Origin of the sequence: Flagellimonas zhangzhouensis (assembly GCF_900102925.1) — a bacterium.
Taxonomy (GTDB): domain Bacteria; phylum Bacteroidota; class Bacteroidia; order Flavobacteriales; family Flavobacteriaceae; genus Flagellimonas; species Flagellimonas zhangzhouensis.
Map to the genome: position 1 here is coordinate 290,543 of NZ_FNKI01000002.1, position 13,645 is coordinate 304,187.

15 protein-coding genes are annotated in these 13,645 nt (G+C 37.8%); 7 read left to right on the plus strand and 8 right to left on the minus strand.

Annotation, left to right across the window (positions count from 1 at the left end):
• Positions 1-33: 33 nt before the first annotated feature.
• The 7 genes from BLQ18_RS08055 to BLQ18_RS08085 all read left to right on the plus strand — a co-directional run bounded on the left by BLQ18_RS08055 (position 34) and on the right by BLQ18_RS08085 (position 6,378).
• Positions 34-1,095 (plus strand): sensor histidine kinase, encoded by a 1,062-nt coding sequence (locus BLQ18_RS08055; RefSeq protein ID WP_090297437.1) that lies wholly within the window; start codon positions 34-36, stop codon positions 1,093-1,095.
• On the plus strand, positions 1,095-1,817 hold the full coding sequence (locus BLQ18_RS08060) for a LytR/AlgR family response regulator transcription factor (RefSeq protein ID WP_175443736.1): 723 nt from the start codon (positions 1,095-1,097) through the stop codon (positions 1,815-1,817). Before BLQ18_RS08055 ends, BLQ18_RS08060 begins: the two co-directional genes overlap by 1 nt.
• 94 nt (positions 1,818-1,911) lie before the next feature.
• Positions 1,912-3,726 carry a CocE/NonD family hydrolase gene (locus BLQ18_RS08065; RefSeq protein WP_090294086.1) on the plus strand — a complete coding sequence of 605 codons (1,815 nt, stop codon included), beginning with the start codon at positions 1,912-1,914 and terminating at the stop codon, positions 3,724-3,726.
• Positions 3,727-3,781: 55 nt separating this feature from the next.
• Positions 3,782-4,474, plus strand: a complete 693-nt coding sequence (locus BLQ18_RS08070) for a DUF6624 domain-containing protein (RefSeq protein WP_245668089.1) — start codon at positions 3,782-3,784, stop codon at positions 4,472-4,474.
• Positions 4,471-4,887, plus strand: coding sequence for an ester cyclase (locus BLQ18_RS08075; RefSeq protein WP_090294088.1), 417 nt, complete (start codon positions 4,471-4,473; stop codon positions 4,885-4,887). Before BLQ18_RS08070 ends, BLQ18_RS08075 begins: the two co-directional genes overlap by 4 nt.
• A 160-nt stretch (positions 4,888-5,047) precedes the next feature.
• On the plus strand, positions 5,048-5,734 hold the full coding sequence (locus tag BLQ18_RS08080; protein WP_090294090.1) for a DUF4386 domain-containing protein: 687 nt from the start codon (positions 5,048-5,050) through the stop codon (positions 5,732-5,734).
• A gap of 83 nt (positions 5,735-5,817) precedes the next feature.
• Positions 5,818-6,378, plus strand: coding sequence for a hypothetical protein (locus BLQ18_RS08085; protein ID WP_245668090.1), 561 nt, complete (start codon positions 5,818-5,820; stop codon positions 6,376-6,378).
• A 1,118-nt stretch (positions 6,379-7,496) separates the two neighbouring features.
• Here the strand turns inward: BLQ18_RS08085 and BLQ18_RS08090 are convergent.
• From BLQ18_RS08090 to BLQ18_RS08125, 8 genes are all read right to left on the minus strand, one after another.
• On the minus strand, positions 7,497-7,856 hold the full coding sequence (locus BLQ18_RS08090; protein WP_245668091.1) for a group III truncated hemoglobin: 360 nt from the start codon (positions 7,854-7,856) through the stop codon (positions 7,497-7,499).
• Positions 7,857-7,895: 39 nt separating this feature from the next.
• Positions 7,896-8,219: a hypothetical protein gene (locus tag BLQ18_RS08095; protein WP_245668092.1), complete on the minus strand. Its 324-nt coding sequence runs from the start codon at positions 8,217-8,219 to the stop codon at positions 7,896-7,898.
• A 100-nt stretch (positions 8,220-8,319) separates the two neighbouring features.
• Entirely contained in the window at positions 8,320-9,048 is a 729-nt protein-coding gene (gene ric, locus BLQ18_RS08100; RefSeq protein ID WP_175443737.1) for an iron-sulfur cluster repair di-iron protein, read from the minus strand.
• Positions 9,049-9,117: 69 nt separating this feature from the next.
• Positions 9,118-9,552, minus strand: coding sequence for an RrF2 family transcriptional regulator (locus BLQ18_RS08105; RefSeq protein ID WP_090294100.1), 435 nt, complete (start codon positions 9,550-9,552; stop codon positions 9,118-9,120).
• A 117-nt stretch (positions 9,553-9,669) separates the two neighbouring features.
• Positions 9,670-10,896 carry a hypothetical protein gene (locus BLQ18_RS08110; protein WP_090294102.1) on the minus strand — a complete coding sequence of 409 codons (1,227 nt, stop codon included), beginning with the start codon at positions 10,894-10,896 and terminating at the stop codon, positions 9,670-9,672.
• A 33-nt stretch (positions 10,897-10,929) separates the two neighbouring features.
• On the minus strand, positions 10,930-11,712 hold the full coding sequence (locus BLQ18_RS08115) for an ABC transporter permease (protein ID WP_090294104.1): 783 nt from the start codon (positions 11,710-11,712) through the stop codon (positions 10,930-10,932).
• Entirely contained in the window at positions 11,705-12,415 is a 711-nt protein-coding gene (locus BLQ18_RS08120) for an ABC transporter ATP-binding protein (RefSeq protein ID WP_090294107.1), read from the minus strand. The genes BLQ18_RS08115 and BLQ18_RS08120 overlap by 8 nt, the downstream gene beginning before the upstream one ends.
• Positions 12,412-13,596: a nitrous oxide reductase family maturation protein NosD gene (locus BLQ18_RS08125; RefSeq protein WP_090294109.1), complete on the minus strand. Its 1,185-nt coding sequence runs from the start codon at positions 13,594-13,596 to the stop codon at positions 12,412-12,414. Before BLQ18_RS08125 ends, BLQ18_RS08120 begins: the two co-directional genes overlap by 4 nt.
• Between the last annotated feature and the right edge of the window lie 49 nt (positions 13,597-13,645).

Consider the following 13,645-nt stretch of genomic DNA (forward strand, 5'->3'; position numbering starts at 1 on the left):
TTGCCCAAATCCAGTACATTTCAAATTAGAACATTGGAAACAAAAAACACAAATACTAGCCTATCTCTTTATTGGAAATGTCAAATTATTGGCTGGGGTGTAGTTTCGTTATTGTGGCTCTACATTGCCTTGTACAGGGATCATTTTACCATGTCCCATGCCTTGATCAACTATGTGCTCGACGTTTCTATTTGTATTGGATTAACTCACGCATACAGGGCCATTGCATTGCAGTTGAAATGGAACCAATTGGGCATAAAACCTTTGATAAAAAGGTTGATACCATCCATTTTGATTTTGTCCGTTTTGTTTATGCAATTTATGAACCTAAAAACATCGGCTTACATCTATTTGGTAAATAATGTAAATGTTTTCGAGGAAAATATCTTGGTGTGGAACCCAGTATTGATCACAGGTTTGCGGCATATGGCCATTTGGGTGTTGGCCTATCATGCTTATCATTTTTACATGAGAGAGGTAAATACAACCAAAATGAATGCACAACTTTCCGTAATTGCAAAACAAAGTCAGTTGGATAATTTATCGGCGCAGCTCAACCCTCATTTTTTATTCAATTCATTGAATTCCATTAAGGCATTGGTTCTTGAGAATCCCAAAGGTGCACGAAGGGCCATCGATTTGCTGTCCGATCTATTGCGAAATTCGCTTTATGAAAAGGAACATTTGACCATATCCATTGCTGAAGAAATGGCATTGGTGAAAGATTATGTGGAGTTGGAAAAACTTCGGTTTGAGGAGCGATTGACCATTAAAATGAACCTTGATAAGTCCCTTGACAACGTAAAGATTCCACCTTTGAGCATCCAGCTTTTGGTAGAGAATGCCATAAAGCATGGGGTGGATAAACAATTGCAAGGAGGTACTGTGGATATTTCAGTTCAAAAACAGGAGGATTATGTCATGGTTCAAGTGAAGAATCCAGGGATTTTCTCCAAAGGAGAAGATGCAGGGGTAGGGCTTAAAAACCTGAGGGAACGTCTTTTGTTGCAATATGATGGAGAGGCGAAGTTTGAAATTGAGACACCTTCGGAAAATGTGGTACTTGCCACCTTGCAAATTCCAATTGAAAAATGATGGGCAACTATACAACTTTGATCATAGATGATGAGCGTTTGGCGCGCGAAGAGGTTCGCCGAGCATTGGAAAATCATCCAGAATTTACCATTGTGGGGGAGGCGAACAATGCGGAAGTTGCCAAAACATTGATAGAAAAAGAGCAGCCTGACATCATTTTTTTGGATATCCATATGCCAGGAAAATCAGGTTTTGATTTATTGGAAGAGTTGGGCACTGTTCCAGAAGTAGTGTTCACAACCGCCTATGATCAATATGCCGTTCAGGCCTTTGAGGTAAATGCCTTGGATTATTTGGTAAAACCGCTTCGGGAAGAACGTTTCTCCAAAACCATCGAAAAGGTAAAGCTCGAATTTAAAAAGCAGGAAGAAGAGCTGAAAGTTCCCTTGGCAAGCCATCAAAAAATCTTTATCAAGGATGGTGAAAAGGTGTATTTTATTGTATTGGCTGAGGTGCGTTTGATCGAGTCCATGGATAACTATGCCCGTCTTTATTTTGGTGATGACAAACCCATGATCAAACGCTCGTTGAACCAATTGGAGGAAAGATTGGACCCGAAAATATTTTTTAGAGCGAATCGAAGTCAGATCATCAATACGGAATACATCAAAGAGATACAGCCTTATTTTAATAACAAACTTCGGCTAATATTGACCACAGGTGAAATCGTCGATCTATCAAGCAGGCAATCCGTAACCTTCAAAAAACGAAACAGTTTGTAGCTATTTGCGATCAATCACATCAAAAAAGAACAATTAAAACATAAAGTTATAGGATACTTAAGTCCTTAATGTTTCATCAATCAAATCAATCAAAATGAACAAGTCATTCAGTATAATTACCTTTGGTCTAGCCTTATTACTTCTACATTTAACTTCGTGTAAGGAGCAAACTCCAGTTCAGGCTCCTAGAACCCTTACCGAAAATGGCAAAACTTATCTGGTTCAGGATAGTATCTTGATTCCAACGGCTGATGGGGCTAAAATCCATGCCATAGTAGTTCGAAATTCTGAATTGGAGGAACCAAGCCCTACAGTATTGTTTCATACCATCTACGCACGAAAAAACGACTTGGATAGGGCGAAAAAGGCAGCCGAACATGGCTATGTGGGTGTAGTTTCGTACACTCGGGGCAAAGGGCTGAGTCCCGATTCGATTGTGCCCTACAAATATGAGGCGACAGATACCTATGAGGTAATCGACTGGATCAGTAAACAAGAATGGAGCAATCAAAAAGTAGGGATGTACGGCGGAAGCTATGTCGGTTTTACCCAATGGGCTGCGGTGAAAAACAAGGTGCATCCTGCACTCAAAACCATAGTGCCCTCCGTTTCGGCTGCCCCGGGGATTGCCGAACCTATGGAAAATGGCATTCATTGGAACTTTCATTACTCCTGGCACCATTATGTGTCGAACAATAAGTATTTGGACACCACTTTGTATAACAATTGGCAACGTTGGAACAATTTGAACATGAAATGGTTTGAAACTGGGGCCGCCTATAAGGCAATGGATAGTTTGGATGGATTGCCCAATCCGCAATTTCGGGAGCGCTTATTGCACCCGACCTATGATAGCTATTGGCAAAATATGATGCCTTACAAGGAGGAGTTTACCCATATCAATATTCCTGTTTTGGCCACCACTGGATATTATGATGGGGGGCAAGTGGGAACACAGTATTATTTGAAAGAGCATACCAAATACAATACCAATGCAGCGCATTATCTGGTGATTGGACCCTACACTCATTTTGGGGCTCAAGAAAAACCTGACAATCATGTTTTAGGATATGATATTGATCCTGTGGCCCAAATTGATATCACTGAGCTCATTTTTGAGTGGTTTGATCATATTTTAAAAGGAAAAGCCAAACCAGCATTGTTGCAGGATAAAATCAATTATCAAATCATGGGGGCCAACAAATGGGGACACGCACCCTCTCTGCAGGAAATGGCAGATGATACTTTAAAGTTTTATTTGGGCAACAAGCGTTCGGGGGTGACTTTTGCATCTTTGTTTGGAACAGGAAACAATGGAAAAGATGAACATTTTACGTTCACAGAGGAACCTTTGGACTCCAATGAATATTTAGAGCAGGTCATAGATTTTACAGACCGAAGCAATTTGACTTGGAATTCGAGTGGTTGGAGAAGCATTGTTGCGGATAGCCTTATGGTAGGTGGTGGTTTTTCATTTGTCACCGAACCTTTTGAATCTGATTTTGAATTGAACGGTTCGTTTGGAGGGGAAATCTCGGTGTCTATCAACAAAAAGGATTTTGATTATACGGTCGTTTTGTTTGAGCAGACCCCAGATGGTAAATTCTTTGCGTTGACTTTGCCTTACAAAGCCAGGGCAAGTTTTGCGCATAGCCTTGAAGAAAGACAATTGTTGACCCCCAATAAGAAAACAAAAATCCCTTTTGGCATAGTACGTATGACCAGCAAAAAGATAAGCAAGGGCAGTCGATTGGTGGTGGTCATCAATGGAAACAAAGAACCCTTTACGGAATTGAATTATGGAACGGGAAAGGATATCAGCGAAGAAACCATTCAAGATGCGCAAGAGCCTTTAATCATAAAATGGTATGGGGATGGATATGTTGAAATTCCCATAAAAAGGGAATAGCAATAAGAACCAATAGGAATAAGTATCTTTTCCAAATACTGAATTAATCAAAAACATGATGAACAAAGTTAAAACAGGCATTTTACTATCTATTTTGATACTGATGGCCTGTGGTAGAAAAATCGAAACCAAAGAACAGAAACAATCAAAAAAATCAACCTCTTTGGATTTAGCAGCTTTGTTGGACACAATTTGGGAAAACGAACAGATGCCTATCAGTAAAAGGGATTCAGCTTTTCATGCGTATGGAGATGAATCCGAAGAATACAAAAAGTATCAAGCCCTTTATAAAAAGAACCATCAACTAAACGAACAAAAAATAGCAGAGATCTTAAAAGATGGATGGCCTGATTTTAATGAAATTGGTGAACAAGGTAATTTGACCATCTGTAATGTACTTCAACATAGTAGTCCCGAAATACGTGTAAAATACCTTCCTTTAATGAGAAAAGCTACAAAAAATGAGCAATTGAGCCCTTGGTTGTTGGCAAGGACGGAGGACAGGATTGCCACGGATTGTGGAGAGCTTCAAGTGTATGGTGGACAGATTAAATATTATCCCGAAACGGAAACTTTTGATGTTTGGCCCATAGTTGACCCAGAAAATGTGGATAAAAGACGTGCGGAAATTGGATTGGAACCCATGGCCCAATTTTTAAAAGATAGAAGAGTTCCTTTGGAATGGAATCTTGAAGAACAAATTAAAAGGACAGCTGAATTTGAAAGCACAAAAAATAAGCAAGAATGAACAAAGATGTATTTCTCCGAGCGTTTATGGAGGAAATCTGGAACAAAAAGAGGTTTGAAAAAGTGGATCAGTACATTCATGCCGAATATACCATACACCTTGATCCGATGGATCCTTGGGAGGGGAAAACATTATCTCGTTCGGAATTTATCCAGCGAATGCAAGTCGGTTCCTTTGGTCCGTTCCCCGATATGAGCTTTGAAATTACGACTACTATTGAAGATGATCATTATGTGGCCGCCAACTGGATATTGACAGGAACAAATCTTGGCGATATGGGTGAAATACCTGCCACGAACAAAAAAATCGAGACAAAAGGAATGACCGTTTATCATTTTAAGGATAATTTGATCAGCGGCCATACCCAAATCTTTGATAGGAAAACAGTGATGAAGCAATTGGGATTTATGTAAATGATTCCAATAAACGATGATCAGAAACATCGATTATATTCCATTTGGGGTGTGTAGCTATTTTATGCTTATCTCAAGTTGTATGCCCATTAAAGCAAAACTGTAACAATAATCTTGATATATCGTCAAATTTATTAAGAACACTAATAGCAAATAATCTATGGGTTTAAATAAAGAACTAAAGCAATCGATTAAAACTGCAAGAATAACAGGCCTATGGTATTTAATGATGGCTATTTCAGGGATTTTAGGGTTTTTGGTCTTTCACTCCGAAATATTTGTTTCTGGCAACCCTGAACAAACGCTAACGAATTTAGTGGAACTAAAATCTACTGCAAGAATTAGGTTGCTATTAGAGTTTGCTATAGTAATATCACAAGCACTTACCGCAGTTTGGTTCTTCAAATTATTTAAAGATAATTATGAATGGGAAGCTTGGACTCTAGGTATCTGGGGAATGGTGAATGCTTTAGCCATTATGATAAGTGCAATTTCAATCGCCTCTGCTATAGGTGTTGCCAATTCTGATATAAGTGCTTTGGAAGACAAAGTTTTGCTAATTCAGGTTTTTCAACATATAATTTCAAATGCTTGGGGTATTGGTGGTCTTTTCTTTGGGCTTTGGCTATTTCCTATGGGATATATAGTCATCAAATCTAAAAGAATGCCTGTATGGTTAGGAAGAATTATTGTTTTAGGAGGTATTGGCTATCTCATTAGCACCGTTATCCGCTACGCAGGAATTGATTTTAGCTTTAATAGATTTCTTACGCTGCCCGCGACCATTGGAGAATTTTGGATGATAGGTTATTTATTAATTTTTGGAATAAGACCTATCAACGAGTAAAATCAAATAAAAACGGCACACAAAAATGGCCATAATTCATTTTGTAACTATTTACAATAGAGTTCAAATAAACGATGAGTCAAATGATTAACTTAATTGAGGGTAAAAACTTTGGAAAGATAGTTCTCACTCTTTTCATCTTAACCAACGCAATTTATCTTTACATGATAATGGTTACCATTCCTTTAACAATGAATTTCTCAAATGGAATGCAGTTGTTGGACATGAAACCAAGTGGGTACGACTTTAATTATGTGAATGAACTATTTAAATCACTCGGTGAAAATGGCCGTAAAACTTACCTTACCAAACAAATACCTGTGGACATGGTTTACCCTTTTCTTTTTGGTTCCACCTACAGTTTGTTAATGGCATTTTTTTTTAAAAAACTACAGAAATTAAAGCCCCCTTATTCCTATTTATGTTTTGTTCCAGTGGTTGCGGGAATAGCAGATTACGCTGAAAATTTTGGAATAATTTCACTTTTGAAAAATTATCCAGAGTTATTGGAAACATCTGTTGTCTTGACAAATACATTTACTTTAATAAAAAGTGTATCGACAAGCATATTTTTTATTATCCTTTTAATCGTGTTAGTATCATTGGGGTTACAGGCTGTTGCTGTGAAAAACAGAAGCTTGTAAATAATCAACTTATATATTTTTGTGATTTTACACGGCTGTTAAAAATTCAAATAAACAATGATTTGGTAATTCTGGATACAAATACCATTTTGTGTAATTTCATGAGTTAAAGTTGTTTGCAATTGGTATATGATGTAGTATTAATCTAGTGTTGAAAGTGTAGATACAACTATAAAATAAAAAAGGAGCTATTTTAAAATAGCTCCTTTTTTTATGTGACTGCGGCAGGATTGACACTGCTTTCCTGAAAAAGCTCCGCTTTGAAAATACTTCAAACAAAAAAACGCTCAAGCAAGCTTGGCGTTTTTCTTATCGAACTATTTATTCGTGACCGCGGCAGGATTCAAACCTGTTACCGCATGCCCCATATTTAAAGGATTTCAAGACCTTACTAAAACTGTTGACCGAATTACTGTCTTTTAATTTGGCAATAATTATCGTTGATTCAACTTTCAATGTAAATATAGTAATTTCAAATGGTTGAAATCACTTTATACAAGAACTATCAATTTTTGAGTCCCAAATCCTTACCCGCAACTTTTGCATCGGGTTCCTGTTTCAATTTTATAGCGTTCGGGAAGATAAGCGTGAAGTAAAATTGAAATAGGGTGCAATGGCCTATTTACTATATCTACAGATTTCATTAATCCATCTCATTAACTATGGCTATTCAGGTTTTCTTTGTTTGCAAAGAAAAAATGAAGAGCAAGAGGATAGCGTGCTGGCGCAGCGCTATTGATTCATTTTCCTTCGGAAAAGCCTATATAATAAGGGGATTTTGAATAAATCTAGTAATAACGGTTTAAGTGTTTTTTACTAAAAAAGCCGCTCAGCGCAGTAAAATCAACGTGTTTTTTACTAAAAAATGGTTTTCTGAGGTTTAGTCAACAGTATCAATAACAGTATCCCAATGGGAAATTTATTTTAGCAGCAGTTTTCCCATTTTTGATGAAAAAATGCGCTCAGCCCAGTAAAATCAATGAATTTTTGATGAAAAAATGGTTTTCAAGAAGTCTAACAGGTCAAATTTTACCTCGCTCAGTAGTATTAGTTTTTGTAAGATTTGGGGCTTGCAGCACTCCACTTCGTTGCGTTCGCTTATGGTTGAATTTCAAGTTTCATTCTCTTTGCTGTATAAAATCAATTTTTAATTGGAACATTTCTGCCATTTTTGTGGCTCTGAATTTAGCTTCTTCAGCTTTCTTTCCAGAGAAGTTTTCGTCAACAGTTTCAAAGAACAAATGTTTCCATCTATCAAAGTGTTTGGCATTCACAGGAAGCTGTGCATGGGGAGCAAAGGGACTACCTTTATAGGTGTGTTCTTTCAAAAGAACCGTTTGCCAAAAACGATACATCTTTTCCAAATGAGCAGGCCAATTATCTTTTATGATGCTATTGAATATATCGGCCAATAATGGATCCTTTCTAACCTTTTCATAAAATTGGTCGACCAACTGTTTTATTTCAACCAGGCTCAAGATTTCTTTTTCCCCCCCCAATTCTTTACGTCTTTGCTATTAAATAATGTGGGCAATAATAACCAACGAACTGAAAATAACACTTAATATCAAAAGATTGAATGTGTACAACGGTTTTAATTGAGCCAATACGGCTCCGTTAAAGACCATGCAGAAAATGGTGATGAAAAAGAGAAGTACCATTTTTAAGGTCATATCTAGGTCTCCCATCAACAATAGCATGGCCGCTGCAGAACCAAGGCAACTTTGTGCGATAATGGCAATGGTAGAATAACCAAGTTGCTTATTTTTAAATTCACGGAATGCCAATTTGTATATGCTATTCCACCCATTTGCTTTATGTTCAGACCTCGAATGTCTCATTGAAATTGTTGTTGAATTTTCCATGATTATAGTTTATATAGCTTTCTATTTACTTTTTAAAGGGCATTAATAACCCAATGGTCTTCCTGCTTTATTAAAATCAGTTGGTTAACACCTTATTTTCCAATATTTCCGACTTCGGGAAAAGGATATTGTTTTCCAAATGAATATGTCGATGGAGGTCGTCTTCAAATTCTTGAAGTAGCGAAAAGGTTACTCTATAGGTATTGCAGGCATCGGACGGTGGTTTGTAGTCATTGCTCAATTGGGCGATTTTTCGAAATCGCTCTCCCTCATTGTCATGTTCGTCCATCATCATTCTAATAGGATTCTTTACGGTTCCGAAATGAGGTGGCTCCACCTTTGAATTGTTTAAAGTGCCACTTGACATTTTACGAATCCAAGGGAATAGGACCAATTCTTCCTTTTTCATGTGCATTGACAATTCTCCTGCAGAAGCATTAAAATGCTCCAAAATATCAAGTAATTCAGGATGCCGCTCTCCATGAACCCTGCAAAGTTTGTTCAGGTACTGTTTTAGAATCGGAATTTGTTGCTCTACATATCGATGGTGCTTCTTTTCGATATAATCAATTAATAGATCTAATGGCCACGTTTTGAAATTGGGTTGGTCACCCTGGTCTTGATTTTGCACCGAATCAAGTTCTTGGGTCAGGGTTTCCAAATCCAGACCCTTTTTATCGGCAACTTCCTGAAGCGTGCGATTGCCTTTACAACAAAAATCAATTTTATGATTTTTAAAGACTTGGGCAGTACGATAGTCTTGTGCTACCATTTGTCCGATTGTTTTCTCGATGATATGATTCATAATATTTCGATTTTTAATATTTATCCATTAAAAAAGGATAAAATTGTCCTTTATTAATATAAATTTTTTTTAACGTTTTAAAAAGGTCATTCCAATCTCTAGTCCAGTAGCGAGCTCAAAAAGACTGGTACTTTTAAGCATACGGCTTAGGTCAGTTCTAATGTCTACGAATTTGTCGTGTAAAGGACAGGGTTTTTGTGCATCACATTCTTTTAGTCCAAGCCCGCAACCCTTATAGATTTTATCCCCATCGATTGCCTTGACGATCATGTTCAATTTTACATTGTCCATTTCCTCTCTATCAATTTCAAAACCGCCAGTGGGTCCTTTTACCGAATTCACAATATTGTTCCTGGTTAGTTGCTGCAGGATTTTGGCCGTAAAGGCAATGGGGGAATCAATTTCCTCAGCGATTTCGGTAACACTTACACGTCTTCCATCCAAGGATTGCAGCGCAATATAAACAGCAGCACGTATACCATATTCGCAAGCTTTAGAAAACATCATTAGTAACTAATCTTAGTACAAAGATAATCTTTTTGTTGAAATAGGATAAAATTGTCTTTTATTATTTTTATTGGGGAGAAACCTACCAATCTAAGATAAATTCTCACCTCAATTTCATGCGGGATCATTATGTAATGGCCAAGATTTCCTCCAATTTTGAACCAGCATAAAGGATAGCCCCACGATAATTAAAAGACTGAAAACAGCCAATGCTATTGTTTGCCCTTTAATTAGGCTCCAATGCTGCCAAGCAGCCAAACCCTTGTAGAATATTAGAATTTCTGTTAAGATAAATCCTAACATATACCACAGATATGATTTTTGGGAAATTCGAAACAACTTTAAATAATCCATAAGAAAGAATAGGCCTATGCTAATAACTCCCAAAAAGGTCAAGTGCAAATAACCAATGGTCAAATCAAGAATGGTGGCCGCCATATTGGAGAAATAGGGGAGTACGGTCAATAGCTGTAAAACTATTTTTATTGACACTAATATGATCACCGACATCAATAGCGAGGATTGCATTTTTGACATGGATAATTCAGAGAGTCGATGCTTTATTATTCGCCATAAACAAGCAAATGCATATAGTTGTGCAATTGCTCCGATGCCAGCAAGAGTGTAATACCAAAAAGAGGGATTTGTCCATAAAGTTGATAAGAAAAATGTGAAGGTAATGCCTACGTTGAGGCTCAAGAAAAGGCGGACGAAGGTTTTTTTGGAAATTTTCAACCCATATTGTTCCCAAACAAAAAGGAATAATCCTAGCAGGGCAAGGATCATCCACCCATTGTACTGAAAATGCAGGTAAAAATAAATGGCCAGTCGATACCAGATGGAGTTAGGCCCTATGCTGTTCATAATAGCTCCCAAGGTCCAAGGCCCCAAACTGGAAATCACCATATAGATTAGAGCGGCTTTTACACATTTCAGCCCCTTGCTATGTTTGTATTTTGGGTCGATGTTTTTCCAAAAATGATGAACGTATACATAAGATACAATCAAGAACAGCGTAGAAAAAACAATGGAAAATAGGGCATACCCTTGAAATGGGAAGCTAAACAACATACCGACCAATGTGGCTTGGGTGCACCAAAAAATACGTTTGTAGGTTCGGTTGGATTTCTTTTTTTCCAAAAAGCAAAAATGTAACAAAGTGGTCAAAGCAACATATACCCAACCCAATAGGGCTATGTGCGAATGCCCATGGACAACAAACTTATAATTGAAATTGAAGCCAAGAATAGCGTAAAAGCGCAACAATAAGCCAAGAATGGCTGCCACGAGAAAATATACCATGGCAACATGAAGATGCGATCGATATGATTTATCCTTCACTTTAAATAATTTGAAAAAATGTCTTAATCAAGATTAAAAATCTTTTTTGCCAGCTTTGTAACGTAACCCTAATATAGGCAGTATGCTCCACAATAAAAGAATGGCCAATGAAATTAGAAAACCTAGATTGGTACCAAAGAACTTTTTGAAAATGGCTCCTGTGTAACCCAATAGTGCAGAAATATCCAATTTTAGCAATATCAATATTCTGGAAAGATCAATAGGGTTGAGTATAGTGGCCACCAAGGAGAATTTGTCCAAAGGATATTCTTCAAAAACAATGAGCGACATCAAGAAAAGCCCATCGTAGATAACGGCCAAAAAAAGCCAGAGTAAAACAGCATAGCCAAAGCCTTTTATCTTGTTTTCATTGGATATGGCGATTACAAAGGACAATCCCACAAAAATAAAGGTCAAAAATGCCCCAGTGACCAGTAACAGGGAAAAATCAAAAATGGCATTGCTCTGCATAAGCCCGTACAATACAAATGGAATCCCCAACCCCAAAACCAAGCTTAGGGTCAGTGACCCGGCCACGCCAAAATACTGTCCCATAAAAATGGAACTACGCTTTATGGGCTGTGCCAACAAGAGTTCAGTAAATTCCCGGGAATTGTAATAGTACATTACTCCGAATATGGTTCCGATCAAGGGAATCAGTACAATGATTACGTTCATTAGGGTAATCACAGCCTTGGATACATCGTTGTTCAAGAACAACAATACAAAACCCAGGGCGAGGTAGAACAAAAAGTAAACATAGCTCCAACGGCTTCGTATAAGATCATAAAAACTGTACTTCAATATTTTAAGCATGGCTACCTGTTGTTATGGCCGCAATGGCGTGTTCAAAATTGGCTTGTTCGGTCTGTTCCAATAGTTTTTCAATGCTTCCTTTAAAATAAATTTCTCCTTCCAGTAGGTATACAATCTCATCCGCCACTTCTTCCACAAACTGCATTATGTGCGAAGTGATCAAAACGGTTTTTCCATTGGTTTTTTCTTTTTGGATCAATTCCTTTAAACTAATCAATGCCTTGGGATCCAAACCTGTGGTAGGTTCATCCAAAATAATCAATGGACTATCAAACATAAAGGTCAAAACAATGTTCACTTTTTGTTTGGTACCACCAGATAGAGTGGATAGTTTTTTGTTCAAAAACGGTTCTAGGCCAAAGAGGTCGATGAGTTCTTCTTCTTCACTTGAGCTATTTCTGAGATCTTTGATCATGCCAATCAATTCCTTGACCTTAATATTGGGCGGAAAATTGGCAATTTGGGGTAGGTAATCGATTTTTTTGCGATACTTCCAGTTTTTTTTGATGGATTCATTCAATACTGATATTTTGCCTTTATCGGGAATTACCATGCCTAAAATACTCTTGATCAAAGTGGTTTTACCAGAACCGTTCGGGCCAAGGACGGCATAAATGTTACCCTTGTCAATGGTGAGGTCGACCCCTTTCAAAACTTCGTTTTTACCAAACTGCTTATGAAGATTGTTTATTTCAATGGTCATGATCGTACTTTCATTAAAGGTTGGGCATCTTTTAAATTATCGGGCGTAAAAACTGGGGACACCCTTTCGGAAAAATCAATAATATCCATGAACAGACTCCGCAATAGCACAATGGTCTCCGGGGTACGGTTGACAACATAAGAAAATAGTTTTACTGGACGATATGGGACATCCCCGATGCCGTCCTTATCCAGATCATAGCCCGTATAACTACTCCAAAAATTACCCTCAAAGACATTATCGTTGAGTTTACTGTTGTAGGAGATATCAAAGGAATTGTACAAGAAATTATTGCCTTTGAAGCTATTGGTATAGCAAGCCCCGATGACACGTATGGCCCAACCATTACCAATAAAATCGTTGTCGGTGTACTTGATTCGGTTGGATCCTTCTATGTTGATACCGATGGTGTTCTCCTCAAAAATGTTTCCTTTGATCTCTGCATCGTTGATTTCCTTTAGAAGCATCCCATAGGCAGCTGTACCCCAATTCTTCCGAAAAGTATTATTCTTCATGGTAATGAACTTGGAGAACATTACGGCCACCCCCGCGCCATTGTTTTCAAAAGTGTTGTTCGTGTAAATATCGTTGTTCGAAAACATAAAATGGAGGCCATATCGGAGGTTGTCCATACTTACATTCTCACTAATGGTAACCCGGTCTGAAAACTCCAAATAGATACCGTCACGAGTGCCCTGTACATGGTTTTTTAATACTTCTATGTCCGAAGAATACCAAAGTTGTATTCCATTACCCGAATTATATTCGTCCACGGCCTCTCCAATAATTCTATTGTGGTACACTTTGCCATGGGAGGATTTCTCCAAATAGATGCCAAAGAACAATTGCTCCAACACCATGTTCTTAATCTGAAAATTTTTGCTCTGTATCACGCGTATCGCCGCATTGTCCTTGGTATAACTTACCCCTACATTGACGATGAAAAGTCCATCTAAAGTGACATGGTCCGATGTAACCCTAAAAATCTCCCCTTTTTTTTCACCATCCACGATAGGATAACCAATTCCTCTTATAACTAAGGGTTTATCCACCAATATTTCAAATTCTCGATACCTGCCCTTTTGAACCAAAAGGGTATCGTACGCATGGGCTCGTGCAATTGTTTCTTTAATAGAACTGTTTTCACAGGTATTGCAGACCTTCCATATACTTGCCCGCATAGGTACCCCTATTAAGAACAAGAGGAACCATAAAATGTATTTGCTATTT